Origin of the sequence: Rhizobium hidalgonense, assembly GCF_002914525.1 — a bacterium.
GTDB lineage: Bacteria > Pseudomonadota > Alphaproteobacteria > Rhizobiales > Rhizobiaceae > Rhizobium > Rhizobium hidalgonense.
The window spans coordinates 72632-96920 of record NZ_LODW01000054.1; the positions used below are offsets into that span (position 1 = coordinate 72632).

The 24289-nt window shown below is 61.7% G+C and carries 24 protein-coding genes; 8 read left to right on the top strand and 16 right to left on the bottom strand.

Translation table 11 applies throughout. The features are described 5' to 3' along the window. Positions 1–140 precede the first annotated feature (140 nt). Complete coding sequence (locus ATY29_RS15605) at positions 141–1631, top strand: leucyl aminopeptidase (protein ID WP_097536828.1); 1491 nt, start codon at positions 141–143, stop codon at positions 1629–1631. Continuing rightward, positions 1631–2080 (top strand): DNA polymerase III subunit chi, encoded by a 450-nt coding sequence (locus tag ATY29_RS15610; protein ID WP_097536829.1) that lies wholly within the window; start codon positions 1631–1633, stop codon positions 2078–2080. The genes ATY29_RS15605 and ATY29_RS15610 overlap by 1 nt, the downstream gene beginning before the upstream one ends. 9 nt (positions 2081–2089) lie before the next feature. Here the strand turns inward: ATY29_RS15610 and ATY29_RS15615 are convergent, their stop codons facing one another. The 7 genes from ATY29_RS15615 to ATY29_RS15650 form a co-directional block, all read right to left on the bottom strand. Beyond that, a complete protein-coding gene (locus ATY29_RS15615; protein ID WP_097536830.1) occupies positions 2090–2638 on the bottom strand; it encodes a GrpB family protein in 549 nt (182 codons plus the stop codon). Positions 2639–2805: 167 nt separating this feature from the next. After that, positions 2806–3729: a Gfo/Idh/MocA family protein gene (locus ATY29_RS15620; protein ID WP_025415806.1), complete on the bottom strand. Its 924-nt coding sequence runs from the start codon at positions 3727–3729 to the stop codon at positions 2806–2808. A 113-nt stretch (positions 3730–3842) separates the two neighbouring features. Further along, positions 3843–5885, bottom strand: coding sequence for a prolyl oligopeptidase family serine peptidase (locus ATY29_RS15625; protein WP_097536831.1), 2043 nt, complete (start codon positions 5883–5885; stop codon positions 3843–3845). Between the two features lie 69 nt (positions 5886–5954). Then, complete coding sequence (locus ATY29_RS15630) at positions 5955–6797, bottom strand: polysaccharide deacetylase family protein (RefSeq protein ID WP_097536832.1); 843 nt, start codon at positions 6795–6797, stop codon at positions 5955–5957. 185 nt (positions 6798–6982) lie between these two features. After that, positions 6983–8866 (bottom strand): ABC-F family ATP-binding cassette domain-containing protein, encoded by a 1884-nt coding sequence (locus ATY29_RS15640; RefSeq protein WP_097536833.1) that lies wholly within the window; start codon positions 8864–8866, stop codon positions 6983–6985. 90 nt (positions 8867–8956) lie between these two features. Beyond that, the gene (locus ATY29_RS15645) at positions 8957–10006 is read right to left on the bottom strand and encodes a GGDEF domain-containing protein (RefSeq protein ID WP_003574144.1); all 1050 of its coding nucleotides are present in this window, start codon (positions 10004–10006) and stop codon (positions 8957–8959) included. A gap of 144 nt (positions 10007–10150) precedes the next feature. Next, positions 10151–10660 carry a DinB family protein gene (locus ATY29_RS15650; RefSeq protein ID WP_097536834.1) on the bottom strand — a complete coding sequence of 170 codons (510 nt, stop codon included), beginning with the start codon at positions 10658–10660 and terminating at the stop codon, positions 10151–10153. Positions 10661–10799: 139 nt separating this feature from the next. Here ATY29_RS15650 and ATY29_RS15655 point away from each other — a divergent pair, with 139 nt between their 5' ends. Continuing rightward, complete coding sequence (locus ATY29_RS15655) at positions 10800–11489, top strand: glutathione S-transferase family protein (RefSeq protein WP_097536835.1); 690 nt, start codon at positions 10800–10802, stop codon at positions 11487–11489. 81 nt (positions 11490–11570) lie between these two features. Continuing rightward, positions 11571–11993, top strand: coding sequence for a nucleoside-diphosphate kinase (ndk, locus tag ATY29_RS15660; protein ID WP_003574140.1), 423 nt, complete (start codon positions 11571–11573; stop codon positions 11991–11993). A gap of 86 nt (positions 11994–12079) precedes the next feature. Here the strand turns inward: ndk and ATY29_RS15665 are convergent, their stop codons facing one another. Together ATY29_RS15665 and ATY29_RS15670 are read right to left on the bottom strand one after the other, a co-directional pair. Next, positions 12080–12583, bottom strand: coding sequence for a hypothetical protein (locus ATY29_RS15665; RefSeq protein WP_097536836.1), 504 nt, complete (start codon positions 12581–12583; stop codon positions 12080–12082). Further along, on the bottom strand, positions 12580–13125 hold the full coding sequence (locus tag ATY29_RS15670) for a CGNR zinc finger domain-containing protein (RefSeq protein WP_097536837.1): 546 nt from the start codon (positions 13123–13125) through the stop codon (positions 12580–12582). Before ATY29_RS15670 ends, ATY29_RS15665 begins: the two co-directional genes overlap by 4 nt. Positions 13126–13191: 66 nt before the next feature. Between ATY29_RS15670 and ATY29_RS15675 the strand changes: the two genes are divergently transcribed. Beyond that, complete coding sequence (locus ATY29_RS15675; protein ID WP_025415811.1) at positions 13192–14088, top strand: branched-chain amino acid ABC transporter permease; 897 nt, start codon at positions 13192–13194, stop codon at positions 14086–14088. Positions 14089–14191: 103 nt separating this feature from the next. On the opposite strand, the gene ATY29_RS15680 is transcribed toward ATY29_RS15675, so the two are convergent. The 5 genes from ATY29_RS15680 to ATY29_RS15700 form a co-directional block, all read right to left on the bottom strand. Further along, positions 14192–14653, bottom strand: a complete 462-nt coding sequence (locus tag ATY29_RS15680) for a molybdenum cofactor biosynthesis protein MoaE (RefSeq protein WP_097536838.1) — start codon at positions 14651–14653, stop codon at positions 14192–14194. A gap of 294 nt (positions 14654–14947) precedes the next feature. Beyond that, a complete protein-coding gene (gene moaD, locus ATY29_RS15685) occupies positions 14948–15202 on the bottom strand; it encodes a molybdopterin converting factor subunit 1 (RefSeq protein WP_097536839.1) in 255 nt (84 codons plus the stop codon). Continuing rightward, the gene (gene pgsA / locus ATY29_RS15690; protein ID WP_003574129.1) at positions 15199–15789 is read right to left on the bottom strand and encodes a CDP-diacylglycerol--glycerol-3-phosphate 3-phosphatidyltransferase; all 591 of its coding nucleotides are present in this window, start codon (positions 15787–15789) and stop codon (positions 15199–15201) included. The genes moaD and pgsA overlap by 4 nt, the downstream gene beginning before the upstream one ends. A 163-nt stretch (positions 15790–15952) precedes the next feature. Beyond that, positions 15953–17995, bottom strand: coding sequence for an excinuclease ABC subunit UvrC (gene uvrC / locus ATY29_RS15695; RefSeq protein ID WP_097536840.1), 2043 nt, complete (start codon positions 17993–17995; stop codon positions 15953–15955). Next, a complete protein-coding gene (locus tag ATY29_RS15700) occupies positions 17992–18759 on the bottom strand; it encodes an SDR family oxidoreductase (protein WP_003574125.1) in 768 nt (255 codons plus the stop codon). The genes uvrC and ATY29_RS15700 overlap by 4 nt, the downstream gene beginning before the upstream one ends. 366 nt (positions 18760–19125) lie before the next feature. On the opposite strand from ATY29_RS15700, the gene ATY29_RS15705 reads away from it, so the two are divergent. Continuing rightward, positions 19126–19761: an outer membrane protein gene (locus ATY29_RS15705; RefSeq protein ID WP_025415814.1), complete on the top strand. Its 636-nt coding sequence runs from the start codon at positions 19126–19128 to the stop codon at positions 19759–19761. A gap of 82 nt (positions 19762–19843) precedes the next feature. Here ATY29_RS15705 and ATY29_RS15710 read toward each other — a convergent pair whose 3' ends face one another. Both ATY29_RS15710 and ATY29_RS15715 read right to left on the bottom strand, forming a co-directional pair. Next, positions 19844–20440 (bottom strand): glutathione S-transferase, encoded by a 597-nt coding sequence (locus tag ATY29_RS15710; RefSeq protein ID WP_097536841.1) that lies wholly within the window; start codon positions 20438–20440, stop codon positions 19844–19846. Between the two features lie 62 nt (positions 20441–20502). Continuing rightward, a complete protein-coding gene (locus tag ATY29_RS15715; RefSeq protein ID WP_097536842.1) occupies positions 20503–21372 on the bottom strand; it encodes a 23S rRNA (adenine(2030)-N(6))-methyltransferase RlmJ in 870 nt (289 codons plus the stop codon). 16 nt (positions 21373–21388) lie between these two features. Between ATY29_RS15715 and ATY29_RS15720 the strand changes: the two genes are divergently transcribed. Both ATY29_RS15720 and ATY29_RS15725 read left to right on the top strand, forming a co-directional pair. Next, positions 21389–23593, top strand: a complete 2205-nt coding sequence (locus ATY29_RS15720; RefSeq protein ID WP_097536843.1) for a molybdopterin-containing oxidoreductase family protein — start codon at positions 21389–21391, stop codon at positions 23591–23593. After that, entirely contained in the window at positions 23590–24180 is a 591-nt protein-coding gene (locus tag ATY29_RS15725) for an NUDIX domain-containing protein (protein ID WP_003574117.1), read from the top strand. The genes ATY29_RS15720 and ATY29_RS15725 overlap by 4 nt, the downstream gene beginning before the upstream one ends. Positions 24181–24289: the final 109 nt, after the last annotated feature.

The window sequence follows — 24289 nt, forward strand, 5'->3', positions numbered from 1 at the left end:
AATAACTACGAAACCAACGAAAACATGAGGGCCGTGATGGCCGCGGGCGACCATAACAATTGTCGCAAGCCATTGACAGACCCGCCAAACGCGAAATTATCCGCCGGGAACGGATTTCAAAGAATCCCTGCGGAGAAGACATGTCAGCAAAGTTCGAAATCTCATTTTCAAAGTCGGCAAAGCTCACTGGCGGCCTGGCGATCCTGTTGAAGACGGCAGAAGCCGACCGCGCTGCGGGCGCCGGCGCAGCCGATCCGGCAGGCGTGATCGCCAAGGCGGCCAGGATCGCCCGATTCTCCGCGAAATCCATGAGCGCGCTGGATATCGTCGCCCCGGAAGGCGCATCCGTCGAGCGTATCGTCGTCATCGGGCTTGGCAAGGCCGCCGACCTCACCGCCTATGATTGGCTGAAAGCCGGCGGTACCGCGGCAGCGAGAATCAAGAATACCGACAAGGCTGCCGTCTTCATCGACGTGCCCGGCCTTCAAATGAGCGCGCGGGCTGCCGCCGATTTCGCGCTCGGCATGCTGCTGCGCGCCTATAGTTTCGATACCTACAAGACGAAGAAGAGTGACGACGAGGAAAAGGCGGCGAAATCCGTCAAGGTAACGATTGTTACCGCCGATCCGGCCGGCGCCAAGAAGGCGGTTTCCGATTCCGAAGCGATCGCCGGCGGCGTCAATCTTGCCCGTGACCTCGTCAACGAACCGCCGAACGTGCTCGGCCCGGTCGAGTTCGCCGCCAAGGCGAAGGAGCTGGAAAAGCTTGGCGTCGACGTGGAGATCCTGACGGAGAAGGAAATGCGCCGTCTCGGCATGGGCGCCCTTCTTGGCGTTGCCCAGGGTTCCGTGCGCCCGCCACGCCTGGCGGTGATGCAGTGGAAGGGCGGCAAAGCCAAGGATCGTCCCGTCGCCTTCATCGGCAAGGGCGTCGTCTTCGATACCGGCGGCATTTCGATCAAGCCCGCCGCCGGCATGGAGGACATGAAGGGCGATATGGGTGGCGCCGCGGCCGTCACCGGCCTCATGCATGTGCTCGCCTCGCGCAAGGCCGCCGTCAACGCCGTCGGCATCATCGGCCTGGTCGAAAATATGCCTGACGGCAACGCCCAGCGTCCCGGCGATATCGTCACCTCGATGTCCGGCCAGACGATCGAGGTGATCAATACCGATGCCGAAGGTCGTCTCGTGCTCTGCGATGCGCTCTGGTACTGCAACGATCGTTTCAAGCCGCAATTCATGATCAATCTCGCCACGCTGACCGGCGCGATCGTCGTGGCGCTCGGCAATGTTCACGCCGGCCTGTTTTCCAATGACGATCAGCTTTCCGCCCAGCTGACGGCCGCCGGCCTTTCCACAAACGAGAAGCTCTGGCGCATGCCGCTCGGCAAGGATTACGACAAGCTGATCGACAGCAAGTTCGCCGACATGAAGAACACCGGCGGCCGGCAGGCGGGTTCGATCACCGCTGCGCATTTCATCAAGCGCTTCGTGCAGGACACGCCCTGGGCGCATCTCGATATCGCCGGCACGGCGATGGGCTCGCCGCAGGACGAGATCAACCAGTCCTGGGGTTCCGGTTTCGGCGTACGCCTGCTCGACGAGCTCGTTCGCGCCCATTATGAATCCTGATGACGGACGTTCTCTTTTATCATCTGACCGAAACCAGGCTGGAAGACGCGCTTCCGCCGCTGATCGACAAAAGCGTCGAGCGCGGCTGGCGCGTCGCCGTCCAGACCCGCGAGGCAGCACGGCGCGATGCTCTCGACGCGCATCTCTGGACGTTCCGCGAGGAGAGCTTCCTGCCGCACGGCACCGACGAGGGCGATTTTGCCGAAAGCCAGCCGGTGCTCTTGACGGTGACATCAGACAATGCCAATGCGGCGACCGTGCGTTTCATCATCGACGGCGCCGAACCGCCGCCGGTCGATGCCTATGAACGCGTCGTCTTCATGTTCGACGGTCACGACCAGCCGCAACTGGAGGCCGCCCGGGCGCAATGGAAGAAGCTGAAAAGCGAGGGGCATAATCTCACCTATTGGCAGCAGACCCCGGAAGGGCGGTGGGAAAAGAAGGCTTGAATTCGGGCCTCAGGCCAAACCGGCCTCGGTCAGAACCTTGTCGATGAAATCCTTCTTTGCGCCGGTATAGGCCGCGCGGCTCTCGGCGAATTTCTGCGCAAGGCCGATCTTCAATTCCTCATAGGCCAGCGCCAGCGGGGGATCGTTTTGCAGCCTGTCGCGGAAGAAGATGTTCCGCCTCCAGTTGAAACCTTGATATTCGACGACATGGGCGAGATGCGTGCGCGTCTCGCCGAGGACGCCTCGGCCGAAGAGGTGGTCGTCAGGCACGATATCCGCACCGGCATAATCGTAACCGATCTCATCCATCGGTCCGATACAGGCAAGCCCATCGTCGAGCCGCGGGACGCCAACCAGGATGTCGATGATCGGCTTTGCTTTGATGCCTGGAATGGCGGTGCTGCCGAAATGCTGGATATCGAGCGCCAGGGGGCCAAGCGCATCGCGAATCCTGGTCTCCTCCAGCAGATTGATCTCGCGCCATTTCGTATTGTGGTCAGAAAGTCTGACCGCCAGATGCGGGACGCCCAATCCAAACGATTCATCCTGCTGCTGCATGGAAACGGCCTTCGAGCGTTAATGCATGACGCCCTGAAGTGTGCAGCGGTTCCGAGGGATAACGATATGCATAAAAGCGTGTCGCATCAATCAAGCGTGATGCGGCACGCCTAGTGTCGCTACTTTAGCGTTGCGCAGAGGCACTGGCATCTGCCGGTGAAGGCAGCTCAGTCGTGGAACGCCTCCACGAATTTCCGCTTGCCGAGCATGAAGGCGTCGGCGACGTGGCGCAGCGGCGCCAGATCGACGTCCGATGTGCCGGCTTTGACGATTTCGGCGAAACGGCGGTAAAGCGAGGGATATTCCTGCTCCGGCTCGGCGAATGTCAGCGTGCCGTCGATGGAAAGCTTGGCGCCGCCTTCGGCGAGCACCATCTGGCCGGCTGCCGTTTCAGCGACGATGTCCCAGCTCTGCTTGCCGGTCTGGCGCCAGTCGAATTCAGCATGAACCGGCAGGCCGTCGGCGTCGCGGAAATGGATGTCGGCAGCGATTGGTGCATCGCGGTTTTCGGGGAATTCGAGCACGGCTCCGGTGATGAAGAGCCGCGGCAGGATATGGGTGACGATCGACAGCGCGTTAATGCCGGGATCGAAAACCCCAAGGCCGCCAGCCTGCCAGATCCAATCCTGGTTCGGATGCCAGTGGCGGACATCCTCCTTCCAGATCACATGCACACTTTTGATCGTCGTCGACCCCAGGAACGCCTTGGCGGCCTCGACGCCCGGCGCATAGCGCGAATGCCAGCTGGCAAACAGCGATGCGCCTTGCTTTGCGGCAAGCGCCTCGAGATCAGCCACTTCGCTCAGCGTTGCGCCGGGCGGCTTTTCCAGAAACACATGCTTGCCGGCGGCGAGCGCCTTGTAGGCCGCTTCGTAGCGATATTGCGGTGGCATGCAGAGCGAGACCGCATCGATCGACGGCTCGGCGTCGAGCATCGCCTCGATCGTCGTATAGCTGTTGATGCCTTCGACCGTGCCATGGCGGCTTGCCGTCGCGACGAGCTTGAAATCGGCGTTCTTGGCAATGGAAGGGAGGTGCTGGTCGCGGACGATCTTGCCGACGCCGACGATGGCGAGGTTGATTGGGGACATAGTTTCGCTCGAGCCTGTGAAAAGTATGATTTATTGCGCTTCTTTTAGCAGAAACGAGAGCGCCGACAAGCTCTCCCCTTCATTGTCTTCTATCCTACCGCATGATCGCCCATCTACCGCATGATAGTTTGGCGAAGGAAGCTGTAACCCATTGCCGCACGGGCGGCGCGCTCTTGTGAATTACCGTCGCCGCCGTGCCCGCCCGAGCCGAACTCGTGGAAGAACGGCCGGTGCCCGGCTTCCTCCAGCCGCGCGGCGAAGCGGCGCGCATGCGAGGGATGCACCCGGTCGTCATTGGCGGAGCTTTCGATATAGATTGGCGGATAGGTGATCTCGGTCGCCGGCCCGACATTGTGAAGCGGCGAGTAGCCGAGCATGAAATCCCGGTCCGCTGATATCTCCGGATCGCCATATTCGTCCATCCAGGCCTGCCCTGCGCTGAACAGGTGGAAGCGTGTCATGTCGAGCACCGGCACCTGGCACCAGACGGCGCCGAAATCCTGCGGATAACGCGTCAGCATCACCCCGGTCAGCAGACCGCCATTGCTGCCACCCTGGCAGGCGATGCGCGACGGCACGGTGTAGCCGCGGGCGACGAGATCGCGGGCAATGGCGACGAAATCCGCGAACGCCCGGTCTCGCCCCTGCCGCTTGGCGCTGCGATACCAGTCGGGCCCGAATTCGCCGCCGCCGCGGATATAGGCCTGCACATAGGCGCCGCCCTGTTGCAGCCAGAGTCCGGTCACGCCGGAATAGCTCGGCGACAGCGAAACATCGAAGCCGCCATAGCCGTAGAGCAGCACCGGCAGCGCGCCCTTGGTCCATTGCTTCGGCAGGACAAGCCGGTAGGCAACCCTGGTTCCGTCCTCGGAAACCGCCTCCAGCAGTTCGGATGACATATCGGTCGCATCGAAATAGCTGGGCGCTGCGGCGACGAAAATCGGCTCGGCCTCCTTGCTGCGATCCGACAGCTCCAGTCGGTAACAAGCCGGCGGCTGCAGGAAGCCCTGGCCGATGATGCAGAGCGTATCGTCGCCAAGATGCAGATCCGCATAGAGCGGTCTGAAATGGGCCGTCTGCATGTCCGCCGGCAGCGCGATCTCGCGCTGTTCGGCATCAGGCTTCGTCAGGTCCAGCACCATGAGACGCGGACGCAGCCGATCGGAGATGATGAAGACGCACCACTCGTGCATCAGCATCATCTGCGAGATCGACTGTCCTTCGCCAGGTTGAAACAGGATCCGCTCGGGCCCGAGCGGAACTGTCACCGAGCTTGGATCGAAGCGTTGCAGCACAAGGCTGCCGGTGGCAACGCGCTCATCGGTCTTTGCCCGCCACAGGCAATGATCGTGATTGAACTGGAAGTCCGCTTCCTTTGGCAGATCGATGCGCCGCTGGCTGCCGTCGTCGGCGATCAGGAAAGCGCTTGCGACGCCGATCTCATGGCTGGCGACGAAAATGTCGATCAATCCGGCATCGGCCGAATCGCCCGACAGGGCTGGGTCGATGACGAGATTGTAGCCATAGACGTCCTCGTCGGCGGCCTCGAACATGATCGCGGCCTCTTCCGGCCGCTGCCCGCGCTTCAATCGCCGCCCGACGCGCGGCCATCCGGAGCGGGTCGCCGAAAATCGGTCGATGGAGCCGAAATAGCAGATCTCGTCGCGACTCAGCCAATTGGCATGCGATCGTGCGGCCGGCGTATCGAAACCGCCCTCGACGATCTCTTTCCTCTCGGCGTCGAATTCGAGCAGCCGGAGAAGATCGGAGCCGCCGTCCGAAAGCGTGAGCAGCACCCGCGTCGGTTCCCACGGGCAGGTGACGACGCCGCGCCAGTTCCAGCGCTTGCCTTCACTGACGCAGAAGGCATCGAGATCGAAGACCGGCTCCCAATCGCCATCCGGCAGTGGCTGCTGGTCGGCAGGCAGACGGAGCCAGACGCCGAGAGGATTGTCCTTGCTCTGCCGGAAATCAAACAGCCACGCACCGCGGCGCATCGGGACGATCAGCCTGTCCTGCCGCTCGATCAGCGCCTGGATGGCGTCGCGATCCCTGGCGAATTCCGGTGTTCGCAATGCCGCGTCGGAGCGCGCGTTGTGTTCGTCGATGAACTGGCGGGTGCGCGGATCGTCGTCCGCTTCGAGATGAAGGTTCATGTTCGACCTGCCGGCTCCTGTTGACGTCGCAGAGATCTAGGGAGCCGGTCCGGACTTGGCAACCCGGCTTTACCGGGTCGTCACCAAATCGGCCGAGGCGACGAGATTGCTCGGCGCCTGCGTCTTCTTGAATTTCAGTGTCACGACCTTGTAGCCCTCGGCTTCAAGATCCGAAAGCAGGGTTGGCAGCATCGTCGCCGTGCGCTTATGGATGTCGTGCATCAGGATGATGCCGCGGCCGCGCTTGTGCAGCAGGTCCATCGTCCGCTGCGTCACGGAAGCCGGCGTGATGGCAAAATAGTCCTTGCTGTCGATATCGACATCCATGACCACCAAGTTGCGCACGGCAACCGCGGCGCGCAGCCTGTGGCTCTCGGCAAGATAGGGGAAGCGGAAGAAGGAGACGTCGGTTCCCGTCGCCTTGGTCACCGCCAATTCGCCCTTGACCACCTCGGCCATCGCCGCGTCGAAATCAAGCGAAGTCAGGTTGGCGTGGTCATAGGTGTGGCTGCCGATGGTGTTGCCGTCCTCGGCGACCCTGCGGGCCAGCGCCGGATGCATTTCGGCCATTTCGCCGACCATCATGAAGGCGCCCTTGACGCCGAACTGGTCGAGGATTGCCAGCACCTTGTCGGTCCGGCCCGGGATCGGACCGTCGTCGAAGCTCAGGATCACTTCCTTGTCCTGCAGCTTGAGATCGGCAAGCGAGGAAACCTCAAGCGTCCGTCCGGCCAGCTGGTGCCAGCCCGTCATACGCGGCGCCGCATCGTCGCCGGCATAGGCAAGTTTCCGCCCCTCGGGCGCAATCACCGAAGAGGTCTTGATTGAGGTATCTGGGGCCTGTTTGGTGGTGCTGCAGGAAGACAGGATGGCCGTGATGGCCATGCAGGACAGAATGAAAAAGCGATGCATGGAAAGGGCTCAACAAATCGGTAATGAATGTTGAGACAACCTTTCGAATTATGGTTAACGATCGGTTGAGATCGGCAGGGATTGTGCTGATACGGCACTTCGCCGCGCTTTCGCCGGAGCATGATGCCGAAAAGTGTGAGCGGTTTCCGGGCGACATCATGCTCTACTTCTTTAAAGGCCTGTGGCTATCCCGCCATCGCTTCTTCGTATTCGGCCGAAAGCGTCAGCCACTCTTCCTCGGCGGCCGCCAGTTTCGCAGCAGCCTCGCCGCGCTGCTTTGCCTTCTCGGCGGCCTTGGCGGGCGTCTTTTCATAGAGGGCCGGATCGCCGAGTTCCGCGTCAAGCGCCTGGATCTGTTTCTCCAGCTTCGCCGTCAAGGATTCGATTTCGTTTATCTTTTTCCTGAGCGGCGTCAGCGAGGCGCGCTTTTCCGCATTGAGCTTGCGCTGCTCCGCCTTGGATGTCGCGTCTTCAATTAGCTGCGGCTTTTCTTCTTTTTTTTTACCTGAAGTGACGATCAGGTCGCGGTATTCGTCCATGTCGCCTTCGAAGGTGGTCACCGTGCCGCCATTGACCAGCCACAGCCGGTCGACGGTCGCCTCGATCAGATGGCGGTCGTGCGAGATCAGGATGACGGCGCCTTCATAGTCGTTCAGCGCCTCGATCAGCGCGCGGCGGCTGTCGATGTCGAGGTGGTTTGTGGGTTCGTCGAGGATCAGCAGGTTCGGCGCGTTGAAGGCGGCAAGCCCCATCAGTAGGCGGGCCTTTTCGCCGCCGGAAAGATCCTTGGCGGCCGTTGCCATCTTCTCGGTCGCAAGCCCCATCTGCGCGACGCGGGCGCGCACCTTGGCCTCCGGCGCGCCTGGCATCAGCCGGCGCACATGCTCTACCGGCGACTGCTCGGGAATAAGATCGTCGAGCTGGTGCTGCGCGAAGAAGCCGATCTTCAGGCTTGGCGCGATTTTCACTTCGCCGCTCTCCGGCGCAAGGCGACCGGAGATGAATTTGGCAAAGGTCGACTTGCCGTTGCCGTTCGAGCCGAGCAGGGCGATGCGGTCGTCATTGTCGATGCGCAGGTTGAGGTTCTTCAGGATCGGATTGCCGGGCTCATAGCCGACAGCGCCGCTCTGGATGGCGACGATCGGCGAGGCCGGCTGCTTTTCCGGCTCGGGAAAAGTGATCGGCGTGACGTGGTCCTCGATCACTGCGGCGACGGTTCCCATCCGCTCGAGCGCCTTGACGCGCGATTGCGCCTGCCGCGCCTTGGAAGCCTTGGCCTTGAAGCGATCGATGAAGCTCTGCAGATGTTTCCGCGCCGCCTCGTTCTTGGCTTTGGCCTTGGTCTGCAGCTCGTCGGCCTCAGCCTTCTGCCGCTCGAACTGGTCGTAGCCGCCGCGATAGAAGGTGAGCTTCTTCTGGTCGAGATGGACGATCGAATTGACCGCATTGTTCAGCAAGTCACGGTCGTGGCTGATGATGATGACGGTGTGCGGATAGCGGCGGATATAGTCTTCCAGCCACAATGTGCCTTCGAGGTCGAGATAGTTGGTCGGCTCGTCGAGCAGAAGCAGGTCCGGTTCGGCAAACAGCACGGCGGCAAGGGCAACGCGCATGCGCCAGCCGCCGGAGAAGGAGGAGGCGGGGCGGGCCTGCGCCGCCTGGTCGAAGCCAAGACCGGCGAGAATGCTCGCGGCGCGCGCTTCGGCCGAATGCGCGTCGATATCGACGAGACGCATCTGGATTTCGGCGATGCGGTGCGGATCGGTCGCCGTTTCCGCCTCAGTGACGAGCGCCGTGCGTTCCTTGTCGGCTGAGAGCACGATCTCGATCAGCGCGTCCTCGGTTGCCGGTGCTTCCTGCGCCACCTGACCGATGCGCGCGGCCTTCGGGATCGATACCGATCCGGTCTCGGAGCCGAGATCGCCGGTAATGACGCGAAACAGCGTCGACTTGCCGGCGCCGTTGCGCCCGACGAGCCCCGCCTTGGTGCCCGAGGGCAGCGAGACGCTGGCATTGTCGAGAAGCAGGCGCCCGGCGATACGGGCGGAAATGTCGGTAATCGTGATCATGGCCGGCGTTTTGGCCGAAAGAACCCGTTAAGGCAAGAGCTTGTCCCGCGGCAAGATCACTTGTCTGTCGCAGGCATGCTTGTCCGCGCCTTAGTGGCCGAAAGCCTGCACCGGTCGTCGGGGGTTCGATTGTGCGGCGAGCAACGCCACCCGGGCATTGGCCTGCAGCTGCCCCGGCGTTGCTGCATCCGTGCTGAGCGCCACGCCGATCGAGATGGTCAGCCTGCCGCGATCTGCCTTGTCCGAGGCCGCAAAGACCAGATTGTCCTCGACGGAGGCGCGCAGCCGTTCGGCGATAGCAATGGCATCCTGCATGCCGACATTGGCAAACAGCACAGCGAATTCGTCTGCCTCGGTACGGGCGACGAAGTCGTTCTTCTTCACCGATTTGCGGAAAAGGCCGGCAAGTTTCTTCAGAAGCCTATTGCCGGCCTGGGTGCCGTATGTGTCGTTGAGCTCAGTGAAATTGTCGATATCGACCATGAACAGCGCACTGCCGGCCGCCCCCTCTTCGCGCTCATAGAGCGCTGATATCACCCGGTTGAGCGCGATGCGGTTGGGAAGTCCGGTGATCCTGTCGGCCACACTGGCCGATTGCATCGCCGAAATGCCGCGTTCCAGCCTCTCCAGCCGCCTGATGTCATCCTCCAGCCGGGCGCCGATTTCCGTCTCCGCCGATAGCACTGCCGCAAGCGAGGCGGAGAGATAATCGACCTCGCCGATGAAGGCTGCAAGGCTCTGGTCGTCGTGGCCGGAGACCGATTTCAGGATCGTGCTGCAGGCGCGCGCAAAGGCGTCTCTGTGCCGCAGTCCTTCCGCAAGCCGCTCCGCCACCTCGCGCAGCATCCGGCTCGCTTCGTTGCGCGACGCCTCGCCCGCCAGCCCGCAATGGCCGACGAGGCGGTATTTCAGTCCGAGCTCGTCGAGCATTGCCTGTTGCGGCTGGGGCCCAAGTGCGGCGATATCCTGCGCAAGGCCGGCATTGAGGCCGACGATCGCCTCGTGAAACAGTTCGTAATTGCGCGGCAGCGCGGTGACGTTCAGCCGCGCCAGGTGCTGGGCGATCTTCTGAATATCGGCCACATCAGCCGGGCGTGCCGCCTCGCGTGGCACCAGTGCATTTGCGCTTGCATTCTGCATGACGATCCCTCGCGATCCGGCGTTTTCTCCATCTTCCGCTATGCGCGCAAGCTTTTAAGAGACATTGAATTTTTGGTCGGGAAGCGGCGGCTTGGCAGTGGAACTGGCAAAGGCGGTTAATTCAGTCTTGATCGCGACCGCCACTCACATCCACTCGCGACCCTCGCCGCGCAAGAAATAGATGAGGTCCAGCTGGAGGCTCGGCTTGCCGAGCGCCGTCAGCGTCATGTGGCACTGGCCGCGATGATGGGTCTGATGGTTGAAGAGATGCGCCAGCGCTGGCGACAGCGGCTGGGTGATCTCGATCGGCTGCGTCACGGGCGAATAGGTGAAATTGGCGGCAAGGCTTGCGTCGTCAAGTGTGCCCGTCCAGGCAATGATCCGTTCGTCCTCGGCTTTGCGCGCGGCGGCCAGCGCATCCAGTTCTTCATAGAGCACGACATCAAGGGTCGACGGTGCGTCGCCGGTGCCGGTGAAGCGCTTCATCCAGATCCGGTCGGCCACGAGCAGGTGATTGAGCGTGCGATGGAGCGAACCGAAGAAGGCGCCACGGTCGCTGCGGAATTCCGCATCGCTGAGTTCGGCCGCCACCGCATAGACCTGGGCGTTGGCCCAGCGGTTATAAGCGGCAAACATCCGGTAATGTCTGAGCATATACGGTCTCCCTGATCGTCGCGGCAGTCTAACCCGTCTTCCCCGCAACGCGCAGTGATGCGCCCATGAAATTTCCTGATTTGATCACGGGCGTTTTCTGTCGTCGAATGGATGCAGCTTCGATCTCGAAAGGACTGCTATGACCAGAGCCCTCTATTCCCTCTGCGGCGCCGACGAACGGCGCTTCTTCTCGCCCCATTGCTGGAAGGCGGTGATGGCGCTGGCGCATAAGGGGCTCGATTTCGAGGAGATTCCGACGACCTATGCCCGCATCCGCGCCATCGGCGGCGGCGTCTCGCAGACCGTGCCGGTTCTCGACGACAATGGCCGGCTGATCCCCGATAGTTTCGATATCGCCCTCTACCTGGAGGAAGCCTATCCCGAGCGGCCGTCGCTGTTTAACGGCGAGGGCGGCAAGGCGCTGTCGCGCATGGTGGAAGGCTATTCGCAGATGATCATCCATCCGGTGATCATGCGCATCGCCCTTCTCGACATCCATGCGAATCTCGACGAGGGAGACAAGGCCTATTTCCGCGAGAGCCGCGAGGTCAGGCTCGGCAAGCCGCTGGAGGTGGTTGCCGCCGACAGCGAAGCGGAGAAGGCCGCGTTTGCCGTCAAGCTGGAGCCGCTCCGCCACATGCTGAAGTTCCAGCCCTTCATCGGCGGGCAGACGCCGCTCTTCGCCGACTATATCGTCTTCGGCGCCCTGCAATGGCTGCGTGTCTCCGCCGGCCTCACCATGCTGGCCGCCGACGATCCCGTTATGCTCTGGTTCGAACGCTGCCTCGATCTCCACCAATGCCGGGGTCGCACTGTGACAGCGGCGTGAAATTGCCGTCGACCCCTTGTTTTCGGGCGTTGGGGCGGGTAAAGACCGCCCACTTTTCCCGAGAAAACAGAGGATTTGACTATGGCGATTGAACGCACCTTCTCGATGATCAAGCCTGACGCAACCAAGCGCAACCTGACGGGCGCCATCACCAAGATGCTCGAAGATGCCGGCCTGCGCGTCGTCGCCTCCAAGCGCGTCTGGATGAGCCGCCGCGAAGCCGAAGGCTTTTACGCCGTTCACAAGGATCGTCCCTTCTTCGGCGAACTGGTCGAGGGCATGACCTCCGGCCCGACCGTCGTTCAGGTTCTGGAAGGCGAAGGCGCCATCCTCAAGAACCGCGAAATCATGGGCGCGACCAACCCGGCAAACGCTGACGAAGGCACGATCCGCAAGGTTCACGCGCTGTCGATCGGCGAAAATTCCGTTCACGGTTCGGATGCTCCGGAAACGGCTGCCCAGGAAATCAAGTACTGGTTCTCCGACACCGAAGTCGTCGGCTGAGGCCACGCTTCGGCATTGGCTGCAATGCCTTGAATTGACTCTCGAAAGCCGGGGCCTTGTCCCGGCTTTTCCTATGTCGGGCATGTTTATGCAGGACATTTATCGGTGTTCGAAAAATCGACACTGCCGTCGGGCTTGAAGACCTCCGGGTTCTTGTCATAAAGCGCGCCGACGACGAGCGGCTTGCTCGGCAGCACCGTCTGGTCGAGGTCGGAGCGGAACTGCGTCTTCAATTCCTGCAGCACCTTGCCGTCCTTGTCGACCAGCCGGACGCTGACGAAATAGGGACGGTCCTTGCGCACGCAGTGCAGCTTTTCGCTCTGCAGCGCGATCTTGTCGTCGATCGGATAGATCTTTTGGGTCAGCACCAGTGGATCGCCGCCTTCCGGGTTTTCGAATTCGGCGATGATGACCGACCCATCGGGGATCGGTCCGGTCTTCTTCAACGTCAGCAGATAGGTGGCGCTCGCCACCCGATAATTGAAGACGAAGAGATGGCCGGTGACTTCGACCAGATTTTCCGCCTGACGCTGACAGGCGGACAGCAGGAGGCCGGCTGCCGCCGCCATTGCGATGAGATGTTTCCTCATGGTGTCTCCTCCTTCTTGCGGCGATAGTGCCGGTTCGCCTTGGCGCGATTGCCGCAGACCGTCATGTCGCACCAGGCGCGGCTCCTATTCTTGCTGCGGTCGATGAAGAGCCAGCCGCAATTGCCGCAGATCTTCATGCGCTCCGGGTCGGGCATGGCGAGCAGCCGCAGCACGGAATGGGCGGTGGCCACGGCCACACTGCCGGGGCAAGCTTGGCGCAACGTTCTGGCCATCGCCTCCAGCAGCCCGGCCAGCAATTGGTCGTCACCGCCATCGAGTATACGCTTGCGGAAATAGAGGTCGATTGCCTCGCGCAGCGCGAAGAAATCCCTCTCGTTTTCTGCCGCCACCGGCGCAATATCGCCAAACAGGGCGCGTTCGGCGCAGAATTCGGCGGCCGCTTGCGGAAAATCCCGCAGCTGGTCCCTGATCGCGAAGCGGTCGATCCGCCGCGCGGAATCGTGGCGCAGAACGACGCTGTTGGCGACATCGAGTGCCAGTGCGCCGCCGGCAAAGCGGTGAGGGGTCCAGGAAAAGCTCATGCTGAAATTATAACTGGCTAAATAGGTTTTACCAGTTATAATTTTTGGAAGAGGCGGAGTGTCGAAATGGCCTATCTTCTGCAGCAATTGGCGAATGCGGTTCCGCTGGCCGCCCTCTATGCTGCGCTCGCCTTCGGTTATGCCGTGGCCTTCGGGGTGACGAAGCGGGCCGACATAACCTATGGGGCGATCTTCGCCTTCTCCGGCCAGATCCTGCTGCTGTTTACCGAACTCGCCTATGTCAGGTTCTGGCTGGTGCTGCCGGCCGCCCTTGCCGTCGGCGCCTGCGCGGCGATCGTCTATTCGCTGGCGGCGGGTCTCTGGATCGGCCGCTCGATCATGCTGCCGCTGGTCAGCAAATCGCCGAACACGGTGATCGTTGCTGCCCTCGGCATCATGATCGTGCTGATGGAGACCGCGAGGCTTGCCGCCGATACAAGGGCCATCTGGCTGCCGCCGTTTCTGAACGGCACCGTCGTCTTCTGGACTGATGGTGCATTCCAGGTGACGCTCACCTATATCCAACTGATCGATACGGCGCTGATGGCAGCCATCGTCGCTGTCGGTACGCTGATCCTCAGGCGCACGGCCTGGGGCCGCATCTGGCGCGCCGTCACCGATGATCCGCTGGCAGCCGAACTCTGCGGCACCAGCGCCAACCGCGTCTTTCTCGTCGCCTATGCCGCCGCCGCCCTGGTCGCGACGATCTGCGGCATCCTCGCCACCTTCTATTATGGCTCGATGGATTTCGGCGCCGGCCTGATGTTCGGGCTGAAGGTCCTGCTGATTGCCGCCGTCGGCGGCTATTCCGATCCGCTGCGCTCTGCGGGCGGCGCTGCCGGGCTCGCCGTCGTCGAAACCATGTGGGGCGCCTACGGCCCCTTCGTCTGGCGCGATCTCGTCATCTTCTCGCTGCTCGTCCTGATCTTGGTCATGAGCCGCAGGGAGCGTGTGGTGCTCTAAGAAATTCCAGCAAAAGTGCGCAGCGGTTTTGCGTCCGGAATTTCGTAAGACAAAAAAGGTAGGGCATCTCCGTGCTTCGAAAAAATACGGAGCTGTCCTACCTTTACTTCCACTTGTCGCGCGCCGCATCGTCGGCGTCTTTCGCCGCGACCCAGTCGCCGGCGGCGCCGTCCTTGCCGTGCTCCTTCTTCCAGAAGGGCGCTGCGGTCTTTAGGAAATCCATGACGAAATTCGCCCCATCGAACGCCGCCTGCCGATGCGGCGCGGCTGCAACGACGAGCACGATATTCTCGCCCACGGCGATCTTGCCGTAGCGGTGGATGGCGGTGAGGCCGAGCAGCCCGAAACGGGCAATGGCCAGTTCGCCGATGCGGTTCATCTCCGCTTCGGCCATGCCGGGATAATGCTCGAGCTCAAGAGACGCCAGCGTGCCGCCTTCATCTCGGCAGAGGCCGGAGAAGGTCACGATGGCGCCGACGCCGGCTTTGCCCTTGGAGAGCAGGTCGACTTCGGCCTGCAGGTCGAAGTCTTCGCGTTGGACGCGGATGGTGAGGGTGATGGTCACAGCGAAATCCTCCGCTGCTTTGAAGTTGCTGTGAAGAATGCGGAAAGGCTGTGCCGTGTCCGCCCCCCTCTGGCCTGCCGGCCGCGGGGTCGAGCCGCGGGTCTCGACCCGTCCTTCGGACCCCCACAGGTGGGGAGATCACAAGTGGCGCGCTCTTCTTGCCCATTTACCGCTTCGCCGGGCTGAAACGCCAATTCTTTGAGGAGGCCCGTGCGTCCAGCCAATCTCCCTCCTTGTGGGGGAGGTGCCTGGCAGTGCAGAGGGGGGTAGCGACACTGCACCACCATCACCGCCTCATCCCCCCGTCATCGGCGGAAAAATCCCGATCTCACGGGCGGCGCCGATCGGCTCATCATGCTCGACATGCTCCATGTCCAGCGCCACGCGGATCACCTCGGGATATTGAAGCGCGGTCTCATATTCTTCGCCCAGCGTCTTCAAATGATTCAGGAGATCGGCAACGGTGACGACGGAGGAGGGGAGGTCGATCTCCTCCTCGTCCTTGCCGATGCGCTCGCGCACCCATGCGAAATAGACAAGCCGCGTCATTCCTCGTCATCCACGATATGTTTCAGCCCGGCGCGGAAATAATCATAGCCGGTATAGATGGTCAGCAGCGCGGCGATCCACAGCAGCGCGATGCCGGTCTGCGTCGTGTAGGGGAAAATCTCGTCGCCGGCCGGGCCGGCGAGCAGGAAGGCGATGGCGACGAGCTGCAGCGTGGTCTTCCACTTGGCGATCCGTGTGACCGGCACGCTGACCTTCAGCGCCGCCAGATATTCACGCAGGCCGGACACCAGGATTTCACGGCAAAGAATGGTGATCGCCGCCCAGATCGACCAGCCGGCGATGGTCTGGTCGGCTGCGACCAAGAGCAGGATCGAGGCGACCAGCAGCTTGTCGGCGATCGGGTCGAGCATGCGGCCGATATTAGACGTCTGGTTCCAGATGCGCGCGAGATAGCCATCGAGGAAATCGGTGAGCGAGGCGATAACGAAAATCCAGAGCGCCACCCAGCGCGCCGTGTTGCTGATTGACAGCCTGCCCTCGATGAAGAAACAGAGAACGATCAGCGGCACGGCGAGGATGCGGCCGTAGGTCAGAAGATTGGGAATGCTGTACGCACGCGATGCCATGGGATCGTTTCTCTGAATTGATGCGCCGCTGTAGCGCCGCGCGTCTTGCGAAAATCGATTCCGATTTTCGGGCCGATGCGGTAGATGACGGCTTTGACCGTAAACCGTCAACATTCTTTCTGTCTTTTCATTGCCTTTGCGTGGAATTTGCGACGGACCCCGGTTATTTCGCGGCGTCGTCGTGGAAATGGTTATAGACCTGCTTCGCAACGGCTTCCGAAATGCCTTCCACCGCCATCAGGTCCGAAAGGGCGGCGCGCGAAACCGCCTTTGCCGTGCCGAAATGCTGCAGCAGCGCCCGTTTACGCGACGGGCCGATGCCGCCGATCTCGTCGAGCGGGTTCTTGATCATTTCCTTCTTGCGCCGAGCCCGGTGCGAGCCGATGGCGAAACGATGCGCCTCGTCGCGCATGCGCTGGATGAAATAGAGTACCGGATCGCGCGGCGGCAGCGTAAAACTCTCGCGTCCCGGCGGGAAGAAGCGCTCGCGCCCGGCATCGCGGTCGACACCCTTGGCGATGCCGATCGCCGTCACGCTGTCGGTGATCCCGAGTTCGTTGAGGATGCCGCGCACCGCTGTCATCTGCCCCTGGCCGCCATCGATGAGAATTACATCCGGCCAGGCCGGGAAGGGCATGTCGGCGGCGTCGATAGCGGCCTTTTCTGCCGTCCGATCGGGAATGCCTTCCTCCTTGATCAGCCGTGAGAAGCGCCGCGTCATAACCTCCTTCATCATGCCGAAGTCGTCTCCGGGGGTGATGTCGGTCGATTTGATGTTGAACTTGCGGTACTGGTTCTTGACGAAACCTTCCGGCCCCGCCACCACCATGCCGCCGACGGCGTTGGTGCCCATGATATGCGAGTTGTCGTAGATTTCGATGCGCTGCGGCGCATAGGCCAGCCTGAACGTGTCCTTGAAACCTTCGAGCAGCCGCGACTGCGACGCCGTTTCGGCGAGCTTTCGCCCATGCGCCTCGCGCGCATTGCCGACGACGTGATCGACCAGATCGCGCTTCTCGCCGCGCTGCGGCACCAGGATGGAAACCTTGTGAGCGGCCTTTTGGCTGAGTGCGGCCGCGAGCAGTTCCATCTCCTCGATCGTTTCCGACAGCATGATCTGCTTAGGCACCGGCTTGTCGTCGTAGAACTGGGCGAGGAAAGCGTTCAGCACTTCGGCGCCGGAAAGCTGCGGATCGGCCTTGGGGAAATAGGCGCGGTTGCCCCAGTTCTGGCCGGTGCGGAAGAAGAACACCTGGATGCAGGAAATGCCGCCCTCGTGGTGGATGGCGAAAACGTCCGCTTCCTCGACGCCCGCCGGGTTGATGCCCTGATGGCTCTGCACATGCGACAGGGCCGCCAGCCGATCGCGATAGATCGCCGCCCGCTCGAAATCGAGGTCCTCGGCCGCCTGGTTCATCGCCTCGGCCATATGCGACTTCACCTTCTGGCTCTTGCCGGAGAGGAAGTCCTTCGCCTCCTGCACCAGTTCGCCATAACCTTCGTCGCTGACCTCGTGGGTACATGGCCCGGAACAACGCTTGATCTGGTAGAGCAGGCAGGGGCGTGTGCGGGTTTCGAAGACACTGTCCGTGCAGGTGCGGATCAGGAAGGCGCGCTGCAGCGAATTGATCGTGCGCCCGACGGCACCCGCCGAAGCGAAAGGCCCGAAATAGTCGCCCTTTCGCGCCCTCGCACCGCGATGCTTGAAAATCGCCGGCGCCCGGTGGTCGCCGGTGATGAGGATATAGGGAAAGGACTTGTCGTCACGCAGCAGCACGTTAAAGCGTGGCCGCAAGCGCTTGATAAGATTCGCCTCCAGGAGCAACGCTTCGGTCTCCGTGCGCGTCGTCACGAATTCCATGTTTGCCGTCTGGCGCACCATCTGGGCGATGCGGTTGGAATGCACGCGGCCGACGGCATAATTGCCAACGCGTTTCTTCAGGCTGCGCGCCTTGCCGACATAGAGCACGTCACCCTCGGCATTGAACATGCGGTAGACGCCGGGGCTATTCGGCAGCCGCTTGACGAATTCGCCGATCAGATCCGCGCCGATCAGCCCAGTCTCGTTGATGCTGCCCGCGTTCCAGTCGACCGCAGCCGCAAGCGGGGCTGCGGCGGAAAGGTCGCCTTCCACCTCGATATCGTCTTCGCTCTCATCCGTATCGTCGTAGAGAACGCCGCCATCCGGCAGCTTTCGTCCGTTCATTCCGTAATCTCCGCCACATCGGGCGTCTGCCAGGCGAGGTGCTGGCCGCCGTCGAGGGCAATCATCTGGCCGGTGATCGAGGGCGTGTCGTAAAGGAAGCGAATCGTTTGTCCGAATTCCTCCAGCGCCGGCCCTCGCTGCAGGATAAGGGCTGAGACCTGCGCTTGGAAGTCCTCCTGCGACTGCCGCTCGCTCGGCATCGCGGGGCCGGGGCCGATGGCATTGACGCGGATGCGCGGCGCCAACGCCTGGGCAAGCGTCTGCGTCGCCGTCCACAGCGCGGACTTGGAGAGTGTATAGGAATAGAAGCTGGGTCTTAACGCCCAGACCCGCTGGTCGATGATGTTGACGATCAGTCCCGCGGTCTCGGCGGGCATCTGCTGCGCGAAGGCCGCTGCGAGGATCGATGGCGCACGCACATGCAGGTCGAAGTGCAGCGCCCATGTGGCGGCGTTGAAACCACGCGCGGAATCATGCTGGAAAACCGACGCATTATTGACGAGCAGATCGAGTGGCCCGAGCGCTTCCGACGCCTTCGCTACCAGCTCGGCCGTTTCGCCGATATCGGTAAGATCGGCCTGCAACGCGATCGCTCGTTGCCCCTTCTGCCGCAATTCCGCCGCCAGCTCTTCGGCTTCGCCGATCGAGTCGTTGGCGTGGATCGCAACGGAAAAGCCATTTGCAGCAAGGTCTTCGGCGATTGCCCGGCCTATTCTTTTGGCGGCCCCGGTTACAAGGGCCGAGCGAAGTCTTTTGTGGTTCAAAATCCTGCCTTCTGATCCCGCGAGTCTGTCTGTCGACTATATAGGCGCGGGCGGAGATTATATAAATAGGCTGTGGCGGTTGCGTCGGCGGACGGGATATTCTATGTATTATTTAAGAATGCGATTTGATAAAATAAGTATTTTCAGTTTAACTCTTCAGTAGGGTTAATGAATTGTATGTTGCGTCAAAGCAACATCGAATTTCGGCCATGCGGCAGCCACAATGATATCACAATTTGGCTCTTTCAAATCCGCATTTGAGTTCCAATTTCAGTCTCGATCCGGAAGGGACATCTGGCAAATATCCCGCCGATGCTTCACTGATAGACAGTGATCAAGCGACGCGGGACTGAAAGGAGACTAAGTATGCGTGTACTCATTGCTGGCCTCATGGCCTCCGTTTTTGCAATTGCGGGCGTCTCGGCAGCTCAGGCGGCCGATGCCGTCGACCAGGTTCCGGAAGCACCGGTCGCCCAGGACGCTCCGGTCAAGCCGGCCGGTAACTGGGAAGGCTTTTACCTCGGCGGCGCCGGCACCTACAACATGGGTGACTTCGGTTCCGACCGCCACACCTATGGTTTCGGCGGCCAGGTTTTCACCGGCTACAATTGGCAGCAGGGCCAGATCGTTTACGGCGTTGAATCCGATCTCGGCTACAGCGGCGACGACGTCTCCTCGGGCGGCGTCAAGAACAAGTACGGCTGGAACGGCTCTGTCCGTGGCCGCGTCGGTTACGACATGAACCCGTTCCTGCTCTACGGCACGGCCGGTCTCGCCCTCGGCGACGTCAAGGTTTCCGACGGTACCTCGGACGAAAGCAAGACCAATTACGGTTATACCGTCGGCGCCGGCGTCGAAGCCTTCGTGACCAACAACATCACGACGCGCTTGGAATATCGCTACACCGACTACCAGAGCAAGGACTACAACCTCGACTCCGGCAGCTTCTCGCGCGGTTACGACGAAAACAGCGTCAAGCTCGGCATCGGCGTCAAGTTCTAAGCCGAGAACAATCGTTCAAGCATGAAAAAGCCGGGCACATCGCCCGGCTTTTTTGCGGCCTGCTCGATGCCGATTTAACGGACTATGCTGTCGGCTTGAGCTCCTGATGGGCAGGGAATTTCTTTTCGAACTGCGCCAGCCAGTCGACCAGCGGCGCTTGATCGGCTTCCCACTGGCCCTTGAAGCGCAGGTCGAGATAGTCGAGCGTGGCGGCCAAGGCGAAATGTCCGCCATTGAGCTTCTTGCCTGATTTCGGCGGATTGGCGCTGAGATGTGCAAGCCCGCTCGTCGCCTTCTTCCATTGCCGATCGATCCAGGGCTGATGGATCTTTTCCTCATCGCGAAAGCGCCGCTCGTAGATGATGGCGAGCAGGCAGTCGCAGATGCCGTCGCAGAGCGACTCGAGGACCTCCGCATCGGTGCGTTTGCCCTTCTTGGCGGGATAGAGCTTGCCCTTCGCCAGCCGGTCGAAATAATGCATGATCGCCACGCTGTCGAAGACCGCGGCGCCATCATCGGTCAGAAGCGTCGGGATCTTGCCGAGCGGATTGTTGTCCACCAGGATCGCCGGCCCGGCATTGGTGTCGACCCGGATGGCATTCAACTCCAGGCCCAGGAAATGCGCGGCCATCCGCACCTTGCTGGAATAGGGGGAGGCGGGCGACCAAAGCAGCTTCATGGGGACACCTGATGAGATTGTAAAACGACGGGCCGGGACTATTCCCGAAGCCGATTTCCAGGTCAATCGTCCTTGACCGCCTTTGTCTCGCCGCGCAGCCAGAAGGCCCGGTGCGAGGCGAAACGGTCCTGGGCCAGATGGTCTTTTAGCGCTGGCAGCAGCTGGTGCAACTCGTCCTTCAGCGTGAAGGGCGGATTGACGATGACGAGGCCGGAGCCGGTCAGTCCCGTGATGCCGCGGTCACTGCGAACAATGAGCTCGGCGCAGAGCATCTTCGGGATATCGAGCGCCTGCAGCGTCTCGTGGAATTCCTTGATCGGCGCCCCCTTCTTCAGCGGATACCAGAGGCAATAGGTGCCGCCGGGAAAGCGGCGATAGGCTTTTTCCAGTCCTTCGGCCAGGCGCTGATATTCGTCCTCTTCCTCGAAAGGCGGGTCGACGAGCACGATGCCGCGCTTCTCCTTCGGCGGCAGATGCGCGCCGAGCGCCAGCCAGCCGTCGAGCTCGGTAATGCGGGCGTGGTGATCGCCCTCGAACAGCCGGTGCAGCCTGAAGTAATCCTCGGGATGCAGTTCCATTGCCGACAAGCGGTCCTGCGGCCGGAACAGTAGCCGCGCGAGTTTCGGCGATCCGGGATAGAAGCGGATGCCGCCCTCAGGGTTGATTTCGCGGATGGCTGCGAGGTAGGGCTCTAGCAGCTCGGCAACCTGAGGTCCGAGATCGGCCTCCATCAGCTTGCCGATGCCCTCGAGCCATTCGCCTGTCTTCTGCGCCTCCTCGGAGGAGAGGTCGTAGAGCCCGATGCCGGCATGCGTGTCGAGCACGCGGAATGCCCCATCCTTCTTCTGCATGTAGCGGATCAGCCGCGCAAGCACGGCATGTTTCAGCACATCGGCAAAATTGCCCGCATGGTAGATGTGGCGGTAGTTCATTTTCGCTGATGTCCGTATGAATTCGCGTCATGGGGAGTTTTTGTGGCTTTTGGCCGTGCAAGCCTTGCAATATACAAATGCCATGAACATTGCGACCCCCATCCACGCCAAATCCTCGAAGCAGGACACCAGGGTTGGCCACACGGCCTGTCCGCACGACTGTCCCTCCACCTGCGCGCTGGAGGTCGAGATATCAGAGGATGGCCGCGTCGGCCGTGTCCGCGGCGCACACGATCACTCCTACACATCAGGCGTCATCTGCGCCAAGGTCGCCCGTTATGCCGAGCGGCTCTACCATCCCGAGCGCTTGATGCATCCCTTGCGCCGCACCGGCGCCAAGGGGGCAGGGCAGTGGCAGCAGATTTCCTGGGACGATGCGCTGGATGAGATCGCCGAAGCCTTTGTGAAGGCCGAGGCGAGCGACGGCAGCGAGGCGATCTGGCCCTATTTCTATGCCGGCACGATGGGCTGGGTGCAACGCGATTCGATCGATCGCCTGCGCCATGCCAAGCGTTATTCCGGTTTCTTCTCGTCGATCTGCACCAATCCGGCCTGGACCGGCTTCACCATGGCGACCGGCACCCTGCGTGGTCCCGATCCGCGCGAGATGGGCCGCACCGATTGCGTCGTCATCTGGGGCACCAATGCGGTGTCGACGCAGGTCAATGTGATGACCCACGCCATCAAGTCGCGCAAGGAACGCGGCGCGAAGATCGTCGTCATCGACATTTACGACAATCCGACGATGAAGCAGGCCGACATGGCCTTGATCGTCAAGCCGGGCACCGATGCGGCACTCGCCTGCGCCGTCATGCATATCGCCTTCCGCGACGGCTATGCCGACCGTGAATACATGGCGCGATATGCCGACGATCCCGAAGGTCTCGAAGCGCATCTGAAGACGAAGACCCCGCAATGGGCGGCCGATATCACCGGCCTTTCGGTTGAGGAGATCGAAGCTTTCGCCCGCCTCGTCGGCACGACGAAAAAGACCTTCTTCCGCCTGGGTTACGGCTTCACCCGCCAGCGCAATGGTGCGGTCGCCATGCATGCGGCAGCCTCGGTCGCCACCGTCCTCGGCTCCTGGCAATATGAGGGCGGCGGCGCCTTCCATTCGAACAGCGATATCTTCCGCATGAACAATGCGGAACTGACCGGCAGGTCGATGAAGGATGCCGATATCCGCATGCTCGACCAGTCGCAGATCGGCCGGGTGCTGACCGGCGATGCGGTGGCGCTGCGCCATCGCGGCCCGGTGACGGCGATGTTGATCCAGAACACCAATCCGGCAAACATCGCCCCCGAGCAGCGGCTGGTCAGACGCGGTTTTGCCCGCGACGACCTCTTCGTCGCCGTCCATGAGCAGTTCATGACCGAAACGGCGGAGATTGCCGATATCGTCATTCCCGCGACGATGTTCGTCGAGCACGACGACATCTATCGGGCCGGCGGCCAGAACCATATTCTGCTGGGGCCGAAGCTGGTCGAGCCGCCGCCAAGCGTGCGCACCAATCTCTTCGTCATCGAAGAACTGGCCAAGCGCCTCGGCGTCGCCGATCGCCCGGGCTTCGGTTTTACCGCCCGCGAGATGGTCGACCGGGTGCTCGAATCGAGCGGCCTGCCGGATTACGATCATTTCCTCGAACACAAATGGTTCGATCGCCAGCCGGCTTTCGAGGAGGCACACTTCCTGGACGGTTTTGCCCATCCGGATGGCAGGTTCCATTTCCGCCCGGACTGGATCAACCAGCCGGCGCCTAACAAGCCGCCGGCCGCCGTCGGCGTGCTCGGGCCGCATGCAGAGCTTCCGGCCTTCCCGGATCAGGTCGATGTCATCGAGGTCGCCGATCCCGAGCATCCCTTCCGCCTCGCCACATCGCCCGCCCGCAACTTCCTGAATTCGAGCTTCTCCGAAACCAAGACCTCGCGTCAGAAGGAAGGCCGCCCCGAAGTGATGATCAATCCGGCCGACGCCGAAGCCAATGGCATCGCTCATGGCGATCTCGTCCGCATCGGCAACAGCCGCGGCGACCTGCGCATCCACGCCCGCATCACCACCGAAGTGAAATCAGGCGTGCTGATTGCCGAGGGACTCTGGCCGAACAAGGCGCATATCGACGGCGAGGGGATCAACGTCCTGACCGGCGCCGACCCGGTCGCGCCCTATGGTGGGGCCGCCGTGCACGATAACAAGGTCTGGCTTCGCAAGGACGCAGCATGATGCAGCCGAAATCACGGGTGAAGATCGTCAGCGAGGAAACGCTGTCGAATGGGTGGACGCGGTTGAGCAGCTATTTGCTCGACTATATCGACCGTAGGGGCGCGACCCAGCAGCTGAAGCGGGAGGTCTACCACCGCACGCCGGCCGCCTGCGTCCTGCTTTACGATCCGAAACGCGATCTTGTCGTTCTCGTCCGCCAGTTCCGGCTTGCCGTGCATCTCAATGGCGACCCCGCCTGGATAATCGAGGTGCCTGCCGGCCTTCTCGACGACGATCATCCCGAACAGGCGATCCGCCGCGAGGCGATGGAAGAAACCGGTTACCAGCTGCGCGATGCGCGCTTCCTGTTCAAATGCTACACGTCGCCGGGCGCCTTTGCCGAAGTCGTCCACTTCTTCGTCTCCGTGATCGACATCGCCGACCGCGTTGCCGAGGGCGGTGGCCTAGACGAGGAGCACGAGGATATCGAGGTCCTGGAAATCCCGCTCGACGAAGCCGCCCGGATGATCGAAACCGGCGAGATCTTCGACGCCAAGACGATCATGCTGCTGCAATGGGCGTTGTTGAACAGGAATAAACTTCGATAGCGGATGAGCGGTCTCGGGCAAGCCGTTGGGTTGGGCTCAAGACGGTTTCGCTATCGCGGTTGTGGCGTTCGAAAATTTCATACGTTTGTCACGAAGCGGTTCTATCCGC